This is a genomic window from Sandaracinaceae bacterium, from assembly GCA_016706685.1.
Lineage (GTDB): Bacteria > Myxococcota_A > Polyangia > Polyangiales > Houyiibacteriaceae > JADJJE01.
This window is the reverse complement of the sequence record JADJJE010000015.1, coordinates 101,899-122,203: the sequence shown is the minus strand read 5'-3', so window position 1 is coordinate 122,203 and position 20,305 is coordinate 101,899. Positions and strand designations below refer to the sequence as shown.

The following is a 20,305-nucleotide window of genomic DNA, read 5'->3' as shown; positions in this document are numbered from 1 at the left end:
GATGGCCAGCAACGATTCGATCCTCGAGAAGCTCCTCAAGCTCGCAGCCAAGCGCTTCGAGCGTGACACCAGCGCGCTCGGCCCCGACGACGACTTCTTCGACCGCCTCGCCATCAACAGCTACCAGGCCATGGAGCTGCTGACCGAGATCGAGGACGAGTGGAGCATCGAGATCCCCGACTACGAGGTCCAGGACGTGCGCACCTTCGGCGCCCTGGCCCAGCTCATCGCCGACCGCATCTGACGTCACCATGATCCCGCCCGAACGCTACGAGAGCCTTGGTGAGCTGCTGCGCGACGCGCTCGTGCAGTACAAGTCCGAGGTCGCCCTGATCGAGGCCAACCGCAAGCAGGAGGCGCGTCGCCTGACGTACCTCGAGCTGCTGCGCGAGTCCGATCGCGTGGCGCGCTATCTCGAAGACGCGGGCGTGGGCGCGGGCGAGCGCGTGGCCATCTGCATGGGCAACCAGAGCAAGTGGATCGTCGCGGCCTGCGCGGCCTTCTCGCGCGGGGCCGTGGTCGTGCCGGTGGACTACAAGCTGAGCCCCGCCGAACAGCTGGCGCAGCTGGCCCACTGCACCCCGCGCTGCCTGGTGACCGAGTGGCCGGTGCTCATGCGCTACGACGTGAGCGCGCTGCCCGCCCCGCACGTGCTGGTGAGCGAGGCCCCCGAGGGCAAGAACGTGGGCAGCGCCACGCGCTACGAAGACGCCGTGGCCGGCACCGGGCCGCGCGCCACCTTCGTGCCCCGCAAGCGCAGCGACCAGGCCACGCTGGTGTACTCGTCGGGCACGGGCGGCGTGCCCAAGGGCTGCATGCTCAGCCACGACAACTACCTCGAGCAGTACCGCACGCTCGGGCTGCTCTACCCGCTGCGCACGGGCCACCGCTACTTCAGCATCCTGCCCACCAACCACGCCATCGACTTCATGTCGGGCTTCATCGGGCCGCTGTGCAGCGGGGCCACCGTGGTGCACCAGCGCTCGCTGCGCCCCGAGTTCATCAACCACAGCATGGAGCGCTACGGCATCACGCACATGGCCGTGGTGCCGCTCCTGCTCGAGGCCTTCGAGGAGCGCATCCGCGAGCGCCTGGAAGAGCGCGGCAGCGTGGCCGAGCACGTGTTCGAGGGGCTCCGCCAGGCCAACGCCGCGCTCACGCTGCGCGGTCCACGCCCGGGGCTCAGCCGGCGCCTGCTGGCGCCCGTGCACAGCGCGTTCGGCGGCAAGCTGGAGATGCTGTTCTGCGGCGGGGCCTTCGTGGATGCGGCGCGCGCGCAGTTCTTCTACGACCTGGGCATCCCCGTGGTGATCGGCTACGGGCTGACCGAGGCGGGCACCGTGCTCACGGTGAACGACCTTCTGCCCTTCCGCGCGGACTCGGTCGGGCGCCCGCTCGATGGCGTCGAGCTGCAGATCCGCAACGCGCACCCCGAGACGCAGGTGGGCGAGGTCTGGGCCAAGAGCCGCACCGTGATGCTGGGCTACCTGAACGAGCCCGAGCTCACGGCCGAGACCATCATGGACGGCTGGCTGCGCACGGGTGACCTCGGCTTCCTGGACCCGTCGGGGCAGCTGCACCTGCGCGGGCGCAGCAAGAACATGATCGTCACGGCGGGCGGCAAGAACGTCTACCCGGAGGACATCGAGGGCGCGTTCGCGGGGGTGCCCTGCGACGAGCTGGCGGTGTTCGCCACGGGCTACGTCTGGCCGGGCGTGGCGCTCACGGAAGAGGGCCTGTTCGTGGTGGTGCGCGCCGAGAAGCTGGACGACGCCGCCGCGCGCAACGCCCTGCTGGAAGCCATCCGCGTGCGCAACGGCAGGCTGCCGGACTACAAGCGCGTGTCGGGTGTTCTGCCCTTCGCCGGCGAGTTTCCGCGCACGGCGTCCATGAAGATCAAGCGAGCGGCCCTGGCCGACGCGCTTCGTACACAGTCGCCTCGGGGGGCGATTCTACCGGTGGGAGCATGACGGATACATTCTTCGCTATCGTGAATGGCGCAGCCGGCGGGGGCCGGTGCCGCGCCCGAGCCGACCAAGCCACCCGCCGCCTGCGCGACGCCGGCGTGAAGGTGGAGGTGCACCTGACGGAGGGGCGTGGCCACGCGAGCGAGCTGGCCGAAGACGCCTACGACGCGGGCCACCGCCACTTCATCGCGGTGGGCGGTGACGGCACCAGCTACGAGATCGTGAACGGGCTGTTCCCGCGCGCGCACAAGGAGAGCCAGACGGTGCAGCTGGGCATGCTGCCGCTCGGAACCGGCAACTCGTTCCTGCGCGACTTCGGCATCACCAACGAAGACGCCGCGCTCGAGGCCATCTCCCGCCGGCGCGCGCGCAAGATCGACGTGGTGCGCGTGACGCACGGCGACGGCGAGCTGCACTACATCAACACCCTGGGCCTGGGCTTCGTGCCGCGCGCGGGCGCGCTCACCAACCAGCACTTCAAGTCGCTGGGCACCGCCGGCTACGTGGCCGCCGTGGTCGCCTGCACGGCCGACCTGCGCTACCTGCGCTCACCCTACCGCTTTGGGCTCGGGCTCAGCGCCGAGGCGCTGGCAGAGGCACCGCTCGACGAGCGCGAGAACACCTTCGTGTCGTTCTCCAACAGCCGCTACACGGGCGGCGCCATGATGATGGCCCCCGTAGCCGACGTGTCCGACGGCGCGCTCGACATCGTGCGGGTCAACCGCCTGTCGCGGCTGGACCTGATCACCACGTTCCCGAAGATCTTCACGGGCACGTTCATCGAGCACCCCGCGGTGGAGCAGGCGCGCGCCAACGCCGTTCGCTTCGGCAGGGTGGGCATGCTGGACGTGCTGGTGGACGGTGAGCAGCTGCGCCTCGAGCTCGAGTCGCTGGACGTGCTGCCGGGCGCCCTCGAGGTGCTGGCATGAGCCCGCAGCAGCAGGACGTGCGGGAGAGCGTGCCCCCCCTGGGTGAGCCCGACGCCGCCGAGCGCAAGGGGCTCCCGGGTGACCGCCGGCACGAGCACCACAGCCTCGTCGAGCACGCGCGCAGCGTGGGCACGTGGGGCCTGGGCCTCAGCTACATGGTCCCCACCATGCTGGGGTTCACCGCAGCCTACAAGGCCCTCGGTTCGCAGAAGATCGACCGGGCCACCCGGCTGTACATCCAGGGGCAGCTGCAGCTGCTGTTCGTGAAGTGGCGCGCCGAGGTGCACCCCGACGTGGACCCGAACCAGCAGTACATCTTCTGCCAGAACCACATCAACCACTTCGACCACCTGTCGATGTACAACAGCACGCCGCACTTCAAGCAGGGCTTGGAGCTGCAGTCGCACTTCAAGTACCCCATCTACGGCTGGTTCATGGAGGCGCGCGGCACCATCCCGGTGCCGGCCGACAAGACCGCGCGCACCGAGGCCATCTACCAGGGGATCAAGGGCGAGCTCGAGGCCGGGCGCAGCATCCTCGCCTTCCCCGAGGGCACGCGCACCCTCAACGGCCGCGTGGGCGCGTTCCGCCGAGGGGTGTTCGTGACCGCGCAGCGCCTGGGCGTGCCCATCGTGCCGGTGGCCGTGACCGGCATGTACGACGTCATGCGCAAGGGCTCGCTGGTCATCCGGCCGGGGCAAGAGGTCACCGTGCACGTGGAGAAGCCGGTGCTCACGGCCGGCCGCGGCCCGGAAGAGGTCACCGCCATCGCCGCCGAGACGCGCGCCGCCATCACGCGGCACGTGGACGCGTACCTCGACCGCAAGGAGGCTGGTCGTGGCTGACGAGAGCCTCGACGGACGCACGCTGCGGGCCACCCGCAAGCGGCAGCATCGTCGCCAGGCGATCCTCGAGGGCGCGCTCAAGGTGTTCGGCGAGAAGGGCTATCACGGCGCCCACATCAGCGACATCATCGACGAGGTGGGGATCGCGCGCGGCACGTTCTACCTCTACTTCGAGAGCAAGAACGCCATCTTCCTCGAGCTGCTGGACGGGCTCCTGGCGGAGCTGCGCCGGCACATCGTGGGGGTGAGCACCGCCGAAGGAGCACCCCCTGTGGTGGCCCAGCTCGCTGGCACCGTGCGCGAGGTGCTGCGCACCATGGTCCAGAACCGCATGCTCTCCACCATCATCATCCGCGAGGCCGTGGGCCTGGACGCCGAGGTGGACGCGCGCCTGCGTGCTTTCTACGCCGAGCTGCTGCATTATATCCGGGACGCCGTCGCTGAGGGCCAGCGCCTCTCGCTCATTCGCGAGCTGGACACCGAGGTGGCGGCCATGTGCATTCTCGGAACCATCAAGCAGTTCGTGGAGCAGCTCGTGATGATGGACGTTCAGGAGGTCGACGTGGATCGGATGGCGCTGTCGGTGCTGGACTTCAATCTCCGCGGGTTGCTCCGCCGCGACGCCGAGTCTTGAGCCTGTGAACGTCCCGCCCAGCCTGTTGCCGCTGGTGGACGACGGCATCATCGAGGAGGTCGTGCGCCCGCTCATGAGCGGAAAAGAAGCGCAGGTCTTCCTGGTGGTGGCCGGCGGCCGCGAGCGCGTGGCCAAGGTCTACAAGGACGCCGCGCGGCGCTCCTTCAAGCACAAGTCCGACTACACCGAGGGGCGGCGCACGCGCAACACGCGTGACCAGCGCGCCATGGCGCAGCGCACCAAGCATGGGCGCTCGCAGGACGAGGCCGCGTGGCGGTCCACCGAGGTGGACATGATCTACCGGCTGCGCGCCGCCGGCGTGCGCGTGCCCGAGCCCTACATCTTCTCGGACGGCGTGCTGGTGATGGAGTTCATCACCAACGGCGACGGCCTGGCCGCGCCCCGTCTGGGCGACGCCGACGTGTCGCCCGACGAGGCCGTGGTCATCTTCGAGACGCTCATGCAGGAGGTCATCCGCATGCTGTGCGCCGGCGTGGTGCACGGCGACCTGTCGGACTTCAACGTGCTGCTGAGCGACACCGGGCCCGTGGTCATCGACTTCCCGCAGGCCCTGGACGCGGCCGGGAACCGCAACGCGCGCAACATCCTGATCCGCGACGTGGAGAACCTGCACAACTTCCTGGGACGTGCCACGCGTGGCTACCGGCCGAAGCCCTTCGCGCAAGAGATGTGGGCGCTGTTCGAGCGCGGCGAGCTGCTGCCCGACACCAAGCTGAAGGGGCTCTACCGGCCCGACACCAAGGCCGCCGACATGGGCGGGCTGCTGCGCGAGCTGCAGGACGCCAAGCGCGACGCGGTGCGGGCGGGGCTGGCGGTGGACGACGAGCCGGCGCGCGAGGACGAGCGTGGCGATGCACCGGGTGGCGGCGCTGGTTCGGGTGGACCCAGGCGCCGTGTGGAGGTGGTGATGGGCCGGGGTGGACAGGGGGCCCCGAGGGAGGCGCAGGGAGCGCGAGCTGGGCAGCGCCCTGGTGGTGCTCCTGGCACGCGCGGGCCGTCTACTCCCGAGGGCCGACGCGATGCGGGCCCCGTCGCGCGTCCAGCTCCCGCGCAAGACGCACGCCGCCGGCCACGTGGACCCGACGCGGCCACGCTGCAGGCACTGCAAGCGTCTCAGCCTGTGCTGAGCGACGCGCAGCGCGAGATGGCCGCGAAGATCGCGAAGGCCGCGCGCGACGCGCAGGCCGCACGCGCCGAGCGGGCGAAGCAGCCGCAGCGCCCCGTGCAGACGGGCAAGGCGCAGCAGCAGGGCCAGCGTGGCCAGAACCCGCGGCCGGGGAACGGGCAGCGCCCCTCGGCACCGCCCGCGAACGCTCAGCGTCCGAAGGGCGACGAGCGGGCCGCGCCACCGCGGGACGCGCGCGCTGGTACGCCGAAGCCCGCCGTGAATGCGCAGGCCACTCTGGTCGAAGGTGGCGATGGCGCGGCGAAGCGTCGGCGCCGGCGGCGACGCGGACGCTCAGGCAGCGCGTCGTCCGAGCCCGCGCCGTGACCCCAAGTGCTGCATTGGCGCGCCAGTCTTGTGTTGGTGCTTCGACGCTGGCACCAAGATGAACTAAATTGGGTGCCAAAGTCCGGCGGCGGTTGGAATGCTTGCCAATCTGATGAAGGAGCGTGATGAGCCACGAGCTGAGGTTGAGAGCGTTAGCACTCTGACGTCGTCGGTCCCCCATTGGCGTGCCGAACAGAATTTGAAGCAAGGTAAGCAGCCCCCACCTGGATACCGCGAGACTCTGCAACCATCCGGCAATATCCACGGAGCATCGCCTGGCGAAATCTGAACCAGCTGCGCGTCTTACTTACGAGTGCCTGCCCGTGGGCCTGCCCCTTTAGTGCGTTTAGGGCGCCGGAGAACTTGGGGCGCGGCAGAGGTGTCTGTCGGAGATCTCCGCAGATGCGAAGATATGCTGGGTACATATGGTCCGTGCTGCGGTCGAGCTGCCAATGGTCCGCGGCGGACCACAACACAGCCTCGTAACGATCACGGTACTTCTGGACGGCATGCTCGTACAGGTTCTTCAGCCACGCTTCGGAGTCCTCGACCGCCATGGCAAGCGCTTGCTCGATATGTTCTGCGCCGAGCTTCGTAAGCTCATTGTCAATGGCAATGTACGCAAGTTTCAGACTGATCAAGTGCGTGAAATGGGCAAAGCCATCGCTCACGCGGGCGATTCGAGTAGCAAAGTGTTCCCAGAGTTCGATGCCGAGTTGTTTGAATCCCTCGACCACCATCTCGCTGAGCACGTCCATCGATAGGCGTTCGAGCGGCACCGTCGCGATGTACCTAGATGCCGACTCGTGGTCGCTCAGCAATTCTTCCACTGTGTCTGCGATGCCAACGTAGATGAACTTTACGGGGCATTCACGATCGCCAAGTTGCTTCAGCAAATAGGCGAGTTCGCGACGAACGTCGGCCGACCGAATCGTATCAATTTCGTCTAGCACGACCACTGTCTTTCTAGACGGGTCTCTCTTCGAGATCTCGTTGAATAGATCTACAGCGTCGTTGGTATCGAGATCGTTCCGGATGTCATTGTCAGATGACTCTATACGGCGAATCAAACTGAGCGGACCCGCGGCAACGTTCGCCTCGGTTGTGGTAGTTCTCCGCTTTTGTTTGTGGACCGGAATCGCAAGCAGCCGACTGGCAATCTGGACCACCAATTTGCTGAAGGTCGTATCTGGCGAGCAGTGAGCTGGTTCGGTTTTAGTGGACACCCTGCGAGGAGGTTATCCTCGTGATGGATGTCCCGGAAAATGAGCAAACGAAAGAAGTACACCCCCGAGTTCAAGGCCGAGGCGGTGCGCCAGGTCGAGTCCCGAGGCACGCGGACCGTGCTCGAGGTCGCGCAGAGTTTGGGGGTCTCCTCCACGTTGCTGCACGGCTGGCGGAAGCCAGGAGCCGTCCCGGTTGTCAGTGACCGCGGTGAGTCCCCGGAGGAGGAGCTGAGGCGGCTGCGGCGCGAGAACGCCGAGCTGAAGCGAGACCGCGAGGCCTTGCTAAAATCGATCGCCGTCGCCGTGAGGACCCGGGCATGAGCTCGTTCGAGCTTGTCCGGACGGTGGCGGCCGAGTTCCCGGTACGCGTTCTCTGCGCGCTGCTGGGGGTGTCCTCGTCGGGCTACTACGCATGGCGCGAGCGCCAGCACACGCCTCGCCGCAGCACGGACCTCAGGCTGCTGACCAAGATACGAGCGGTCCACGCCGAGACGAGCGGCGTCTACGGTTCCCGGCGCATGCAGGTGGAGCTGGCTGCTGATGACGAGCTGGTGGGGCGCGGCAAGGTGCAGCGCCTGATGCGGGAGCACGGGCTCCAAGCTCGGAAACCTCGCCGGTTCAAGGCCACCACGAACTCGAAGCACGATGACCCCATCGCGCCCAACCTGTTGATGCAGGACTTTGCGGTCGACGCGCCCAACACCGTCTGGGCCAGCGACATCACGTACGTTTGGACCGCCGAGGGGTGGTCCTACCTCGCCGTGGTCATCGACCTCTTCGCCCGGCGCGTCGTCGGCTGGGCGATGGCAGACCACATGCGCACCGAGCTGCCGCTGCTGGCGCTCACCCGCGCCATCGAGGCTCGGCGCCCCTGCGCTGGGCTCATCCACCACAGCGACCGCGGCAGCCAGTACGCGAGCGCCGCCTACCGCTCGAAGCTGCGGGACCACGAGGTCGCGCAGAGCATGAGCCGCGCCGGCGACTGCTATGACAACGCCGCCGTCGAGAGCTTCTTCGCCTCGCTCAAGAGGGAGTGCATCCATCGTCGGCACTTCGCCACGCACACCGAGGCGTACGACGACGTGGCCAACTACATCGACAACTTCTACAACCCTCGGCGTCGACACTCGACCAACAACTACCTCAGCCCCATGCACGCTGAGCTTCAACTCGCCCAGGCCATGGCGGCCTGAGCTACGCTAGACACTGTCCACTTTCGCCGGTCCACTCCACAGCTCAGAAACACGGGCTCCGTTTCCGATGAATTGACCATGTATGCAGCGGTCTGGGCAAGCGACGTCTTCCCAACACCGCGCTCCCCGTAGATGAATACGGATCGACCCGGGGTCTCGAGGCTGGTCATTGTCCGCTGCAACTGCGTGTGACGGCCAAAGAGCATCTCTGGGCTGCGGATTGGCTGCGATGGATGAAAGACTGCATTCGCAGCGTCGCGACGCATCTTGCTTGCTTGCTGAACTCGGAGTCGAAGTTCGTCCATGAAGATCCCCTCATATTGTCCATCTGGCCGGAGCGGAGAAGCGTCTCACACTTTCCGCCGAGTTTGCCATCACGATCGCGCCTGGCGTGTCGAGGAGCAGGCCTGCGACGCGGTCGTGCTGCACAACATGGGGGGCGCGCCAACTGATGCGCCCTACGACAGTCGTCACTGGGCGTCGAGCGGCGAGATCACGGCTGCCATGAGTGATTCGCCGCACACGTGAACTCGGTCTCCACGATGATGTGGTCGGGTGCCCAGATAGCGATAGAGTCCGCTCGCTGGCCGCAGCTCGGGCACGCCCCCTGGCGCTGCAGGGCGTGAAGGGACTGGGTGATTGCGTCGAGATGCTTCGAGGCGCGCAACATGTAGCTGTCGACCATCTCGGGGCGATCGTGAACCGCCATCATTAGGTCTGTCACAACGACGCGTAGTCCCCCAGCGCTGTATGTCACCGGCAGCCCGGAGCGGAGCTGAGTCGCCCAGGGCAGGCGTGTCCCCAGCGCCGCCGCGATCGCCGGCGTCGACGGCTGGCCCTGGCCGGACAGGACAATCGTGCAGTCAACAGACGCGACGATGTTCCGCTGCGCGAAGCGCACATACGCAATGCGTGCGCCATTGACTTTAACCTGCAGCACATCGCGGCCGTGCTCGCCGAGAATGATCATCACCTCGTAGATGGGGTGCGCCGCGAGGACGGCATGCTCGAAGACCTGACTCATGTTCCACTTTTTCTCGGAGGCCACAGCCACCGCCAGTTCATACGCCTCGGGGCTCACGGAAATCGTCAAGCGCTGTTTCATGGTACCTCCGCGTAGTGATTACGATCGTCTTACTATGTGTGCATTTTATCATACTTCTCTTAGGCGTCAAGGGATGGTCCGGGGCGCAGAGAACTCATGCTGGCGACTTCGATTTCGACGTAGTAACGTAACTACATCAACTGGAGACACAGGCACCATGACGGTCACCACACTTTCCAGCCGCGAACTCAACCAAGACATCGGTCGAGCGAAGAGAGCCGCTAAACACGGGCCGGTGTTCATCACCGATCGTGGCAAGCCCGCTCATGTCCTCCTGAGCATCGAGGAGTACCAGCGGCTTACCGGCCAGCGCCGCAACCTGCTCGATGCGCTGGCCATGCCGGGCCTCTCGGACATCGAGTTCGAGCCGCCGCGCGCTGACATCAAGAGCAGTACGGTGGACTTCCCCTGATGTACCTGCTGGACACCAACGTCCTGTCCGAGCTGCGCAAGATGGGGGACGGCAAGGCCGATGCGCAGGTGGTGAGATGGTTCACGAGCGTGGACGCCGCCCGCTGCTTCATCTCCGCGCTGACTTTGATGGAGCTAGAGATCGGGGTGCTGCGCGTGGAGCGGCGCGACAGTGCGCAGGGTGCACGCTTGCGTTCGTGGATGGTGACCCGAGTCCAGCCCGAGTTCGCCGAACGGACCCTGTCGGTGGATGCCATCGTGGCGCTGCGCTGCGCGAATCTGCACGTGCCGGACCCACGTGCTGAACGGGACGCCCTCATCGCCGCCACCGCGCTGGTCCACGGTATGACGGTGGTGACACGCAACACGGCGGACTTCGAGCCAACCGGCGTTCCGCTCAGGAACCCATGGCAGTTCGAGACTCGATGAGCACCGCCACCGTATCCAGCAGGGGCCGGATCACCATCCCGGCAGAGGTGCGCCACGCGCTCCAGCTAACGGCGGGGGACCGGGTGGAGTTCATCGAAGTCGCGCCAGGCCGCTACGAGTTCACGGCGGCCACGCGCTCCGTGAGAGGCCTCAAGGGCACGTTTGGCAAGTGCATTGCGGATGCGGTCAGCATCGAGGAGATGAACCGAGTCATCGCGCAGCGTGGGTCAAGGGTCGATGAACCTCCAAGCCTCGGTCCACGCCGACGCTAGTACGGATCCCACGCGTGGTTCGCAGCACACGTGACCTCGGTCTCCGTGATGATGAGATCGGGCGCCCAGATGGAGAGCGCGTCCGCTCGCTGGCCACACGTCGGGCAGACGCCTTGGCGCTGCAGGGCCGCGCGCAACGGGAGGTAGGCTATGGAATCTGCGCGAGACCCGGACTACCTTACGCCAATGGCCAAGCCCGGCAGCTGCAAGACGTGTGGGGTCGCGTTCGGTCTATTCCGGTGGCGGCATCCATGTACGTCCTGCGGTGGGACGCACTGCGCCTCCTGCGTGGAATCGGTGCCCGCTGCAGCCAGTGCTTGGGGATCCCCTCCGTACCCTCCTGGAGACCACTGCGGTTCGTGCATGAACAGCATCGTCGAGCCCGCGTTAGAGCGCCTGGCCCGGGCCACGAGCGCCGTCTCCTCCCTGGATACGTGGCCGGCGACCTACCAGGGAAGAGTCCCCGTAGACGCAGATCGGTCGACAGCGGACCTGAGCTCGGGGCGGTTCCGTGAGAGGAGCGCGGCGCTTGAAGAGTTAAAGCTCCGCGCGACACTTGCAGGGTTCGATATTGTCTACCGCGTACGGTACGAAGAGCATTCGTCGACAGAGACCGAGTACCACGGAACACGACGGGACGGCTCGTTGATCACATCAAGCCGCCGCGTCACTCTATGGGTCGCATTGGGCGTCGCCGCCCATCGGAGTCGCCGCGCGAAGCCAACTGGTGCGGGTGGCTCCCGCACCGGTTGACCGAGTGCACGTGACGGCCCACCTCCGGCGCTCGCACGCCCCTATTGGTCGAGCGCGACCGCGACGCCCTGCATGACCGCCGCGATGCGCACCGCGTCGTGCACCTGCTCGCGCGTCAGCCCGCCCTCGGTGACCACGGCCTCGTGGCTCTTCACGCACATCTCGCAGCCGCCGATGGCGCTGACCGCCAGGCTCATCAGCTCGAAGCCGAGCTTGTCGGCCAGCGGCTTGCCCACGCGGTGCATGCGCAGGTTGGCGCGCATGTTCTTGTACTCGCTCTCGCCCATGAAGTGGCGGAAGCGGTAGTACACGTTGTTCATGCCCATCATGGACGCCACGGCGCGCGCGTCGTCGATGACCTCGGCGCTCACGTGGTTGGCAGCGTCCAGAAGGGTGGCTTCGCGCAGCTTGGCGTTGCGCGTGGCAATGGCGGTGGCCACGGCCACACCCCAGCGCTGCGTCTCGTCGAGCGAGGACTGGGTCAGCACCGACTGCAGGTTCAGCTTGAGATCCTTGGCGTACTCGGGGATCCCAGCCCTCAGCTCTTCGAGGGCTTTCATGCTTTGCCGAGGGTCGTCTCGCCCTTTTCCCAGTTGCAGGGGCAGAGCTCGTCGGTCTGGAGACCGTCGAGGACGCGCAGCACTTCGGGGATGGAGCGGCCGACCGAGAGGTCGTTGACGCTCACCCAGCGGATGATGCCCTCGGGGTCCACGATGAACGTGGCGCGCAGGCAGACGCCGGCCTGCTTGTGGAGGATGCCCAGCTCGCGCGACAGCTCGTGCTTGGTGTCGGCCAGCATGGGGAACGGGAGGTCCTTCAGGTCCTCGTGGTTGTTGCGCCACGCGAGGTGCACGAAGTGCGTGTCGGTGCTGGCGCCCAGGAGCTGCGCGTCGCGGTCCGCGAAGTCGGCGTTCTTGCGGCCGAACTCGGCGATCTCGGTGGGGCAGATGAACGTGAAGTCCATGGGCCAGAAGAACACCACGAGCCACTTGTCCTTGTAGCTCTTCTCGGTGAGCTCCTGGAATTCCTTGCCCTTCTCGCGGGACACACACGCCTGGAGGTTGAACGCAGGGAACTTATCGCCGATCGTCAGCATGCTTCTCTTCTCTCTTTCCCCGCCGGACACAGGTCGCTCGCGGGGAGGGGTTGAAATGGGACGGGGATCAGAAGAACTCTGGGCCCCGATGTCAAGGGTCGCGGGTGGCTCCGTGGCCAGCTGGCTCGGCCACCCGACGGGAGGTCATGGCGCGCAGTCGGTCGGCGCGCCAGAGCGTTGCGAAAAACAGAGCGGCGGGCTGCCCGGAACCCGGACGATCTGGCCGTCCAGCACCACGTCTGCGCCCACGGCGATGCGCACAGACTGGCGGTAGACCTCGGCGCCATCGCTCAGGTTCACGCCAATCAGCTCGCCCGGATCGCCCTCGTAGACCTCGGTCACCACGTCATCGAGGAAGAGCGTGGGCCCCGGCGCCCCGGTGGAGTCGAGCGGAGCGAGCGGGGTGGCGCCCGTCCAGACGAACTCGCCCGTGTCCACGCGGAACGCGTGCGTCTCGTGCAGCCCGCTCGAGCGGCGCGTGCGCACCAGCAGCAGGTCCCCCGCGATGACCGGCGTGGTGCCCTCCTGCAGCCCGTACAGCACCACGCGCGTGGGCCACACCTCGCGCCCATCGCGCTCGCGCAGCAGGAAGAGGTGCCGGCGCTGGTCGAAGCCGCGCCGAACCAGGACGCGCTCCTGGTCGGTGCGGGTGGACGGCGGGATGGGCAGCTCCACCAGGATCTCGCCGCGCAGCGTGCGGCCCGCCAGGTAGCCCCACAGCAGCGCGGCGATGATGCCGATCAGCGCCAGCACGAGGCCAACGGCGAACGCCTTTCCGGGGAGAGCCTTCTTCACGGGCGCGACCTTAGCAGTCTGCGTAGTGCGTTCTACCCGCGGCGTTCTGAGGTAGTCTCGCGCCATGCCACTGCGACTGCGATTCGTGCGGACCTCGGATGGGAAGATGCTGCAGGAGGCGCTGGTGAGCGGCTTTTACGCGGCCTCGGGCGAGGACGAGTTGCTGGGCTTCACCCACCCGAGCGTGGGTCGCTTCGAAGTGGAGGCGCACAAGCGCGGCTATCTGCTGAAGGCCCGCGGGACCGGCGTGGAGATCGACACCTACGCCATGGTGGACTTGGGCGACGTGTCGCTGCACTGCACGGTGCTGCGAACGCGACGCGACGGGACGGCGCCGCGGGGCTGCTGCCCACGCTGCGAGACCCCGCTCACCACGCAGATGATCGGTGGGGCGTACCGCAGCATCGCCTCGGAACGGCAGCTTTGCTCGCTGTGCGAGTGCCAGGTGCTGAGCTTGAGCAACGCGGCCGAGTCACTGGGCGCAGCGGCCGACGCGAGCGGCGGCTGGGTGCGCGTGGTCACCAACATGAGCTGCCCGCAGTGTGGCAACGCCATGACCCCCGCCACGCTGACGGTGGGCTTCACGGTGGTGGGCGTGGACGCCTGCGCGAGCTGCCAGTGCGTGTTGCTGGAGCCCGAGGACAAGCGCGCGCTCGAGGTGGCCGCCGAGCACCTGCCCCGCTGATTGGAGGCTCGGGCTCAGAGCTTGATGTGCTGCCACGCGCCGCGCTGCCACTGCCACGCGAAGGCGCCGCTCTGGAGCATGCGGTAGACCACCTGCGCCGCGAAAACCGCCAGCAGCCCGTGGCCCAGCACCGGGCCAATGAGGTAGGCCGCCGGCAGGAAGACGCCCCACTGCAGCCCGGTGGCGATGATCATGACGGCGCGCGTGGCGCCCGCGCCCACCAGGGAGTTCATGAGCACGGACCCGATGGTGTCGACGAAGAGCGTGAGCGCGATCAGGCGCAGCGGCCCCGTGGCGAGGGCGAGCGTGACGGGGTCTCGCAGGAAGAGCCCTGCCACGCGCGCGGGCCACAGCATGGCGGGCAGGGCCACCACGAACACCACGCCCATGGCGATGCGCGTGACCTCCCAGGCCCAGCGCCGCGCGTCTTCGGGGTCGCGCCTCCCGAGCGCCTGCCCCACGAGCGAAGCGGACGCCAAGCCGAAGCCCAGGCCCGGCAGCACGCCCACCAGGAGCAGCTGCATGATGATGTGCGTGGCCGCCTGCTCGCGCGTGCCCATGCGCCCCACGATGGCTACGAAGGCCGTCATGCCGGCCGCGAAGAACAGCTGCTGGAGGCCCGCCGGGATGGACAGGCGCACCATGGAGCGCAGCGTCTCGCGGTCGGGCAGGCCGCGCAGGAAGCCCTCCGGTCGTGCGTCGCGGAAGCCGAGCGCCATGTAGGCGAAGAAGCCCAGGTAGGTGGCGATGGCGGACGCGAGGCCGGCCCCCTCCGCGCCCATGGGAGCAACGCCGAAGAGGCCATAGATCAGCACCGCGTTGAGCGCGATGTTGGTGGAGTGCATCACCACCAGCGAGCCCATGTAGTACATGCTGCGATCGGTGGCGTTCCAGAACCCCCGGAACGCGAAGTTCATGGCCAACGGCGCCATGGCCACCAGGCGCCAGCGCAGGTAGGGCACACCCGCGTCCACCACGGCAGGGTCGGTGGTGACCACGGAGTACAGCGCGGGCGCCTGCGCGAACAGGAACAGCGACCAGGGCACCGCCAGCCCGAGGGACAGCAGCAGGCCACCGTTCAGCGGCACCGCGGTCTCGTGTACGCGGCCCTCCCCCACACGCCGCGCCGACATGGCTTGCACGCCGGCCGACACGCCCAGGATGAACGCCGTGGTCACGAAGTTGAGGAAGCCGCCCGCGCCCACGGCCGCCAGCGACACATCGCCCAGGTGCCCCACCATGTAGGCGTCCACCAGGTTGAGCACGTTCTGCGAGACCATGCCCCCGATGATGGGGAGCGCCAGCGTCAGGATCCGCCTCCGCCGAGCACCTGCTGACGTGGTGTCCGGCAGCGGCGGGCTCATCGGCGCGGACGCGTCTGGTCGGTGATCTGCACCGGGGCCACCCCCGGAACGGCGCGCTCGTCGTTCGGCTCTTCGCCTTCCACCGGGGCTTCACCGCCGCTGGTGGGCGCGCCTTCGCCGCCCGCCGTCTCGGCTTCGAGGTCCGCCGCGAAGCGCATCAGCAGCCGCTCCACGCGGCTCAGGCGCTCGTTGGCATCCAGGTCGTCGGCCCACTCCCAGATGCGCGAGCGGTCGCTGCCCACGCGCAGCTCGAGCGAGGCGCGCGCGTCGTTGATGGACGTCTCGGGCATGTCGTGCTGGCTCCACGCCTCGATCTCCACCAGCAGCGTGATGAGCTCCATGCGCCGCTCGGGCGCGAGCTGCCCGCGCACCGTGGCGGCCACCTCGGGCTCACCGCCCAGCGCGGGCCGGTAGCGGCGCAGCGTGAGCACGCCCTCGGCGTCCAGCTCGATGCGCTCGCCGCCGAAGCCGGCCGAGTGGTCGTCGTAGACCACGCTCATGCCGGCGGGCGCGCTGCCCGCGTCTTCGGCGTCGCGCAGGCTGCCGCTCACGCTTCCGCCGCAGCCCACGCTGAGGGCGGCACCGAGGACCAGGAGGGCGAAGCCGAGCTTCGCGAGGGGGTGGTGGTGTGTGCTCATCGCGGTGGCATCCGGAGCGCGGCGTCGATGCGAATGACCTCGCCGTTCAGGTAGGGGTTCTCGACGATCTGCTGCGCCAGCTGCGCATATTCGGAAGGGTCGCCCAGGCGGCTGGGGTTGGGCACGCTCTGGCCCAGCGACACGAGCGCCGGCTCGGGCAGCGCCAGCAGCAGCGGCGTCTTGAAGAGGCCCGGCGCGATGGTCATGACGCGCACGTTGTTCTTCGACAGGTCGCGCGCCGCCGGGAGCGTGAGCCCCACCACGCCGCCCTTGGACGCGGCGTAGGCAATCTGCCCAATCTGCCCGTCATAGGCGGCGATGGACGCGGTGTTGATGACCACGCCGCGCTCCTCGCCGATGAGCTCGTTCTTGCACATGGAGGCCGCCGCCAGGCGCAGCACGTTGAACGTGCCCACCAGGTTCACGGTCATGATCTTCTGGAACGTGGCCAGGTCGTGGGGCTGGTTCTCGCGGCCCACCACCTTCATGGCCACGCCCACGCCAGCGCAGCTCACGGCCACGCGCAGCGGGCCCATGGCCTCGGCGGCGGCCACGGCGCGCCCGATGTCCTCCGGGTCGGCCACGTTGCCCTTCACGTACGTGATGCTCCCGTCGAGCTCGCGCTGCAGCGCGTTGCCACGCTCGTCGTTCAGGTCGACCACCACCACCTTCGCGCCGGCAGCGACGAAGCGCCGGGCGGTCGCCTCGCCCAGGCCGGAGGCGCCGCCGGTGACCAACGCCACTGTGTCGTTCAGGTTCATCTCATGACTCCGTGTGGGAAGCCCTCTTTACCCCATGTCGGCTCAGACAGGAAAATCTGTGGGTACCCGTTTGAGGACGCGACAGGCGTTCTGGTACAGGAACTTGGGCCAGACGTGCGGCAGGAAGGGCACCTGCGGCAGCTCCCCGATGATGCGCTCGAGGGTGAGTCCGGCCGGGAAGTAGCCTGCGTAGAGGATCTTGTCGGCCCCCCGCGTGTTGGCGTAGTCCACGATGACCTTCGGGTAGTGCCGCGGGGCGAAGGCGCTCGTGGAGTAGTACAGGTTCGGGTACTTGAGCATGAGCTTCACGGCCAGGTCGGCCCACGGCTCGGCCCCGTGGCGCATCACGATGGTGAGGTCCGGGAAGAACCAGGCGAGCTCGTCCAGTTGCTCCACCAGCTGCGGCTCCATGGGGATGCGCGGCCCCGGCACGCCCACGCACACGAAGAACGGCAGCTTGCGCTCCACCAGGCACGCGTAGAGCGGGAAGAAGGCCTTGTCGGCGATGGGCACCTGCGGGAAGTAGCCGCTCGGGAACGCGCTCACGGCGGCCAGGCCATGGAGGTCGTCCATGCGCTGCACCTCGCGCACCGCCTCCATGCCCCCGTTGGGCTGCACCATCATCTCGGGCACGAAGCGCGTGGGGTAGTCGCGCAGCGCGCGCAGGGCCACCTCGTTGCGAGCGCTCACCCCCAGCAGCGCGGCGCGGATGCCCACCGCGTCCATGAGCCCCACCGTGTAGGCCGCGTAGTCCTCCTGGGGCCCAATGCGCGGGTAGTCCTTGAACATGTACTCCGCCGGGAACTCGAACGAGCGCAGGCTCTCCGCGTCCCGGAAGAGCGGCCGCATGAAGTCGTACGACTCCTTCTGGTGCACGCTGGGGATGCCCAGCATCAGGTCGAAGATGGGGGCGTTCTCCGGCAGGGCCGTCATGCGGGTGGTTGTGGCACGAAACGCGGGTGCAACAACGCGAGCGCGAGGGCCGGGTGACAGCCCGAGACCCCTTAGCTAGACTAGCTAGCATGACCGACCCGGTGAACATGCATGAGGCAAAGACGGAGCTCTCCCGGCTCGTGGAGCGAGCGCTCCGCGGCGAGGAGGTCATCATCGCGCGAGCAGGAGTTCCCGTCGTACGTCTCGTGCCCGTGCTTCCCCCGGCCAAGCGCAAGCTGGGACAGTGGCGGGGGCAGGTCCAGATGTCCGAAGAGTTCGATGAGCCCCTCGACCGCCAAGACCTCGACGCTTGGGAGGGACGGTCGTGAGAGTCCTGCTCGATACCCACGCGCTCCTCTGGGCCCTCGCGGATGACGAGAGACTGTCACCTTCCGCTCGAGAGGTCATCGTGGACGAAACCAACGACGTCCTCGTCAGCGTCGTCTCCGCGTGGGAGATCGCAGTGAAACGTGCGCTTGGAAGGCTGGAGGCACCCGACAACCTGCAGAGCGTGGTCGCAGAAGCAGGGTTCCTTCAGCGACTCGTTCTTTTTGGCGACTGCAAACGCTTGTCGAAGCTGCCGCCAATCCATCGAGACCCTTTCGATCGAATGCTCGTCTGTCAGGCCTTGGAGGAAGGGATTCCCGTCGTGACTCTCGACCCCATGATCGCCAGCTACCCGGTCCAGACCATCTGGTGAAGCGCGCGTGAGAGGCTCAGCGCGGCGGCAGCGACGACCGGCGCTGCTCACGACGCCGGGCCCGGTCCTCGCGCAGCACCGGCTGGCCCATCCACAGCAGGTTCAGCGTGAACACGAAGTTGCCGAAGGCCACCAGGCGCAGGTTGTGCTCGGGGAAGTGCAACGACAGCGCGGTGGTGATGGCGTAGCCCACGGCCATGAGCGCCAACTGCGGGTGCAGCGAGATAGCCGCCATGGTGGAGAGCGAGGTCCAGTAGGCGAACAGCAGCGTGAGCACCACGTCGACGTCGAGCCCGTTGCGCTCGCCGATGTAGATGAGCCCCGGCTGGAGCACCAAGAGCGCCATGATGGACAGCCCGAAGCGCTGGTTGAGCGGCGTGGCCATGAGCGACTCGCGCGCCCAGTAGCCCACCCCCATGAGCAGGAAGAGGCAGATGGTGGGGATGGCGTAGAGCGGCCCGAAGGTGGGGCGCGGGTAGCCGAGCGCGGGCCCCAGGAGCTCGCCACCCACGATGGGCGTGAGCGTCCAGACCAGGCCGGTGATGACCGCGATGAACGTGCGCGTGCGCATGCCCGTGCGCTGGTCGTTCTGCCGTTCGAGCGCGCGCAGGCGCCCCTCGCGCTCCAGCAGCTGGGCCTCGGCGGCGCTCACGCGCGCGGTCAGCGCCGCATCGGAGACGTCCAGCTCCGACAGGTACGCACGCGCCGCCTTCGGGTCTCCGGTGCTGACCAGGTGCTCCACGATGACCGTCAGCGTGCGCCGCAAGCCCACGCGCGCGGCCTCGTTGTCGGGCCACTGGGCCAGCGCCTCGCGGAAGCCGAAGCGGCACTCCGACACCAGCCCGTGGATGCGCTGCGCCTGCTCTTCCGTTCCGTCGAGCTGCGCGAGGCACGCCTCCAGCTCCGCCAGCCGCTCGAGGGCGCGCTGCGCGATACGCTCGGAGCCGCGGTGCCGCAGGTAGCCCTCGAGCGCCAGGCGCAGCTGCAGCGGGCTCTCGAAGCGCGCGTCCGGGTCGCAGTCGAGCGCGCGCGCCGTGATGGCCCGCAGCGCCGGCGGCACGCTGTCCGGCAGCGGCAGAACGTCCATCAAGATGCTGGTGATCATCTCGCGCAGGTCCTTGCCGCGGTGCGGCGGATGCCCGCTCAGGATCTCGTGCAGGATGCCACCCAAGAGATACACGTCGGTCTTCTCGCCGATGCGCGAGACCTCGCCGCCCAGCATCTCGGGCGCCATGTACGCCGGCGTCCCGGCGATCTCTTTCGCGTCCCGCGCGTGCGGCACGATGTGCTGGTCGTCGCGTGTGGTCACCGCGATGCCCCAGTCGGCCACGTAGACCTCGCCCAGCTCGCCGATGAGCACGTTCTCGGGCTTGAGGTCGCGGTGGATGAAGCCGCGCGCGTGCGCGAAGTGCACCGCGTCGCAGACCCGCGCCATCACGTCCAGGTTCCACTCCAGCAGGTCCGGCGCCCGGAAGCGCTTCTGCACGGTGGCCGCGTCGTCCATGAGCTGGCCCCACTCCACGCCGTCGATGCGCTTCAGCACGATGAGCGGCTCGCCCGAGTCCGACGCCGAGATGTCGTAGACCGGGATGATGTTGGGGTGCTCGAGCTGGCCGATGACCCACGCCTCTTGCAGCAGCCGCGTGATGGACGTGGGCGAGCGCGACTCGGCGCGCACCTTCTTGACCGCCACCTTGCGGCCCAGGGACTCCTGCTCGGCCAGGTACACCACGCCCATGCCGCCCTCGCCCAGCAGCGACTCGAGGCGCACCCGGGACGAGCGCGGCGCGGCGTCCAGCAGCGAGCCCTCCTTGCGCGCGGCGTCCGTGTCGGGCCGCTTTGGCTCGATGGTGGAGAGCGGCGCCCGCACCAGCGTCACGTCCTCGTTCATCTCGAGGGTGTGCAGGAACGCGTCCACGCGCGGGCCGAGGCTGTCGGAGCCAGGAAAGGTGGGTTCGCCGTCCGCCATCGAGGGCCCCAGGGTAACCTGATTAACGAAGCGAAGGCGATCGCCTCGCGCGGGGCAGATCGCCCCCTGCCCGCGCGTTCCGTCCCG

General features: G+C 67.9%; 24 protein-coding genes. 14 read left to right on the top strand and 10 right to left on the bottom strand.

Annotated features, from left to right (window positions below; genetic code table 11):
- The first annotated feature begins 1 nt into the window (after position 1).
- The 6 genes from IPI43_19675 to IPI43_19650 are packed head-to-tail and all read left to right on the top strand — an operon-like array spanning position 2 to position 5,888.
- Complete coding sequence (locus tag IPI43_19675; GenBank protein ID MBK7776322.1) at positions 2–244, top strand: acyl carrier protein; 243 nt, start codon at positions 2–4, stop codon at positions 242–244.
- Positions 245–251: 7 nt separating this feature from the next.
- Positions 252–1,970, top strand: a complete 1,719-nt coding sequence (locus tag IPI43_19670) for an AMP-binding protein (GenBank protein MBK7776321.1) — start codon at positions 252–254, stop codon at positions 1,968–1,970.
- A complete protein-coding gene (locus IPI43_19665) occupies positions 1,967–2,896 on the top strand; it encodes a hypothetical protein (GenBank protein ID MBK7776320.1) in 930 nt (309 codons plus the stop codon). The genes IPI43_19670 and IPI43_19665 overlap by 4 nt, the downstream gene beginning before the upstream one ends.
- Positions 2,893–3,741: a 1-acyl-sn-glycerol-3-phosphate acyltransferase gene (locus IPI43_19660; protein MBK7776319.1), complete on the top strand. Its 849-nt coding sequence runs from the start codon at positions 2,893–2,895 to the stop codon at positions 3,739–3,741. Before IPI43_19665 ends, IPI43_19660 begins: the two co-directional genes overlap by 4 nt.
- A complete protein-coding gene (locus IPI43_19655; GenBank protein ID MBK7776318.1) occupies positions 3,734–4,375 on the top strand; it encodes a TetR/AcrR family transcriptional regulator in 642 nt (213 codons plus the stop codon). The genes IPI43_19660 and IPI43_19655 overlap by 8 nt, the downstream gene beginning before the upstream one ends.
- 4 nt (positions 4,376–4,379) lie before the next feature.
- Positions 4,380–5,888, top strand: a complete 1,509-nt coding sequence (locus IPI43_19650; protein MBK7776317.1) for a hypothetical protein — start codon at positions 4,380–4,382, stop codon at positions 5,886–5,888.
- A gap of 152 nt (positions 5,889–6,040) precedes the next feature.
- On the opposite strand, the gene IPI43_19645 is transcribed toward IPI43_19650, so the two are convergent.
- Positions 6,041–7,114, bottom strand: coding sequence for a hypothetical protein (locus tag IPI43_19645; GenBank protein MBK7776316.1), 1,074 nt, complete (start codon positions 7,112–7,114; stop codon positions 6,041–6,043).
- 39 nt (positions 7,115–7,153) lie between these two features.
- Between IPI43_19645 and IPI43_19640 the strand changes: the two genes are divergently transcribed.
- Both IPI43_19640 and IPI43_19635 read left to right on the top strand, forming a co-directional pair.
- Positions 7,154–7,435, top strand: a complete 282-nt coding sequence (locus IPI43_19640; protein ID MBK7776315.1) for a transposase — start codon at positions 7,154–7,156, stop codon at positions 7,433–7,435.
- The gene (locus IPI43_19635) at positions 7,432–8,307 is read left to right on the top strand and encodes an IS3 family transposase (GenBank protein ID MBK7776314.1); all 876 of its coding nucleotides are present in this window, start codon (positions 7,432–7,434) and stop codon (positions 8,305–8,307) included. Before IPI43_19640 ends, IPI43_19635 begins: the two co-directional genes overlap by 4 nt.
- A 493-nt stretch (positions 8,308–8,800) precedes the next feature.
- Here IPI43_19635 and IPI43_19630 read toward each other — a convergent pair whose 3' ends face one another.
- The gene (locus IPI43_19630; protein ID MBK7776313.1) at positions 8,801–9,412 is read right to left on the bottom strand and encodes a hypothetical protein; all 612 of its coding nucleotides are present in this window, start codon (positions 9,410–9,412) and stop codon (positions 8,801–8,803) included.
- Between the two features lie 157 nt (positions 9,413–9,569).
- Here IPI43_19630 and IPI43_19625 point away from each other — a divergent pair, with 157 nt between their 5' ends.
- The 3 genes from IPI43_19625 to IPI43_19615 are packed head-to-tail and all read left to right on the top strand — an operon-like array spanning position 9,570 to position 10,524.
- Positions 9,570–9,824, top strand: coding sequence for a type II toxin-antitoxin system Phd/YefM family antitoxin (locus IPI43_19625; GenBank protein ID MBK7776312.1), 255 nt, complete (start codon positions 9,570–9,572; stop codon positions 9,822–9,824).
- Positions 9,824–10,252 (top strand): type II toxin-antitoxin system VapC family toxin, encoded by a 429-nt coding sequence (locus tag IPI43_19620; GenBank protein ID MBK7776311.1) that lies wholly within the window; start codon positions 9,824–9,826, stop codon positions 10,250–10,252. The genes IPI43_19625 and IPI43_19620 overlap by 1 nt, the downstream gene beginning before the upstream one ends.
- The gene (locus tag IPI43_19615) at positions 10,249–10,524 is read left to right on the top strand and encodes an AbrB/MazE/SpoVT family DNA-binding domain-containing protein (GenBank protein MBK7776310.1); all 276 of its coding nucleotides are present in this window, start codon (positions 10,249–10,251) and stop codon (positions 10,522–10,524) included. Before IPI43_19620 ends, IPI43_19615 begins: the two co-directional genes overlap by 4 nt.
- Before the next feature lie 794 nt (positions 10,525–11,318).
- Here IPI43_19615 and IPI43_19610 read toward each other — a convergent pair.
- The 3 genes from IPI43_19610 to IPI43_19600 form a co-directional block, all read right to left on the bottom strand.
- Complete coding sequence (locus tag IPI43_19610; protein MBK7776309.1) at positions 11,319–11,837, bottom strand: carboxymuconolactone decarboxylase family protein; 519 nt, start codon at positions 11,835–11,837, stop codon at positions 11,319–11,321.
- On the bottom strand, positions 11,834–12,373 hold the full coding sequence (locus IPI43_19605) for a peroxiredoxin (protein MBK7776308.1): 540 nt from the start codon (positions 12,371–12,373) through the stop codon (positions 11,834–11,836). The genes IPI43_19610 and IPI43_19605 overlap by 4 nt, the downstream gene beginning before the upstream one ends.
- 144 nt (positions 12,374–12,517) lie before the next feature.
- On the bottom strand, positions 12,518–13,168 hold the full coding sequence (locus tag IPI43_19600) for a PQQ-binding-like beta-propeller repeat protein (GenBank protein ID MBK7776307.1): 651 nt from the start codon (positions 13,166–13,168) through the stop codon (positions 12,518–12,520).
- Positions 13,169–13,232: 64 nt separating this feature from the next.
- Here IPI43_19600 and IPI43_19595 point away from each other — a divergent pair, with 64 nt between their 5' ends.
- A complete protein-coding gene (locus IPI43_19595; protein ID MBK7776306.1) occupies positions 13,233–13,853 on the top strand; it encodes a hypothetical protein in 621 nt (206 codons plus the stop codon).
- A 14-nt stretch (positions 13,854–13,867) separates the two neighbouring features.
- Here IPI43_19595 and IPI43_19590 read toward each other — a convergent pair whose 3' ends face one another.
- Genes IPI43_19590 through IPI43_19575 form a run of 4 tightly spaced genes read right to left on the bottom strand, consistent with a single transcriptional unit; the run spans position 13,868 to position 17,549 of the window.
- The gene (locus IPI43_19590; GenBank protein ID MBK7776305.1) at positions 13,868–15,217 is read right to left on the bottom strand and encodes an MATE family efflux transporter; all 1,350 of its coding nucleotides are present in this window, start codon (positions 15,215–15,217) and stop codon (positions 13,868–13,870) included.
- On the bottom strand, positions 15,214–15,855 hold the full coding sequence (locus IPI43_19585; protein MBK7776304.1) for a hypothetical protein: 642 nt from the start codon (positions 15,853–15,855) through the stop codon (positions 15,214–15,216). The genes IPI43_19590 and IPI43_19585 overlap by 4 nt, the downstream gene beginning before the upstream one ends.
- Complete coding sequence (locus IPI43_19580; GenBank protein ID MBK7776303.1) at positions 15,852–16,616, bottom strand: SDR family NAD(P)-dependent oxidoreductase; 765 nt, start codon at positions 16,614–16,616, stop codon at positions 15,852–15,854. The genes IPI43_19585 and IPI43_19580 overlap by 4 nt, the downstream gene beginning before the upstream one ends.
- 42 nt (positions 16,617–16,658) lie before the next feature.
- Complete coding sequence (locus IPI43_19575) at positions 16,659–17,549, bottom strand: amidohydrolase family protein (GenBank protein ID MBK7776302.1); 891 nt, start codon at positions 17,547–17,549, stop codon at positions 16,659–16,661.
- Positions 17,550–17,638: 89 nt separating this feature from the next.
- Between IPI43_19575 and IPI43_19570 the strand changes: the two genes are divergently transcribed.
- Positions 17,639–17,878: a type II toxin-antitoxin system prevent-host-death family antitoxin gene (locus IPI43_19570; GenBank protein ID MBK7776301.1), complete on the top strand. Its 240-nt coding sequence runs from the start codon at positions 17,639–17,641 to the stop codon at positions 17,876–17,878.
- Entirely contained in the window at positions 17,860–18,249 is a 390-nt protein-coding gene (locus tag IPI43_19565) for a type II toxin-antitoxin system VapC family toxin (protein ID MBK7776300.1), read from the top strand. Before IPI43_19570 ends, IPI43_19565 begins: the two co-directional genes overlap by 19 nt.
- A 16-nt stretch (positions 18,250–18,265) precedes the next feature.
- Here the strand turns inward: IPI43_19565 and IPI43_19560 are convergent, their stop codons facing one another.
- Complete coding sequence (locus IPI43_19560) at positions 18,266–20,218, bottom strand: protein kinase (GenBank protein ID MBK7776299.1); 1,953 nt, start codon at positions 20,216–20,218, stop codon at positions 18,266–18,268.
- Positions 20,219–20,305 lie beyond the last annotated feature (87 nt).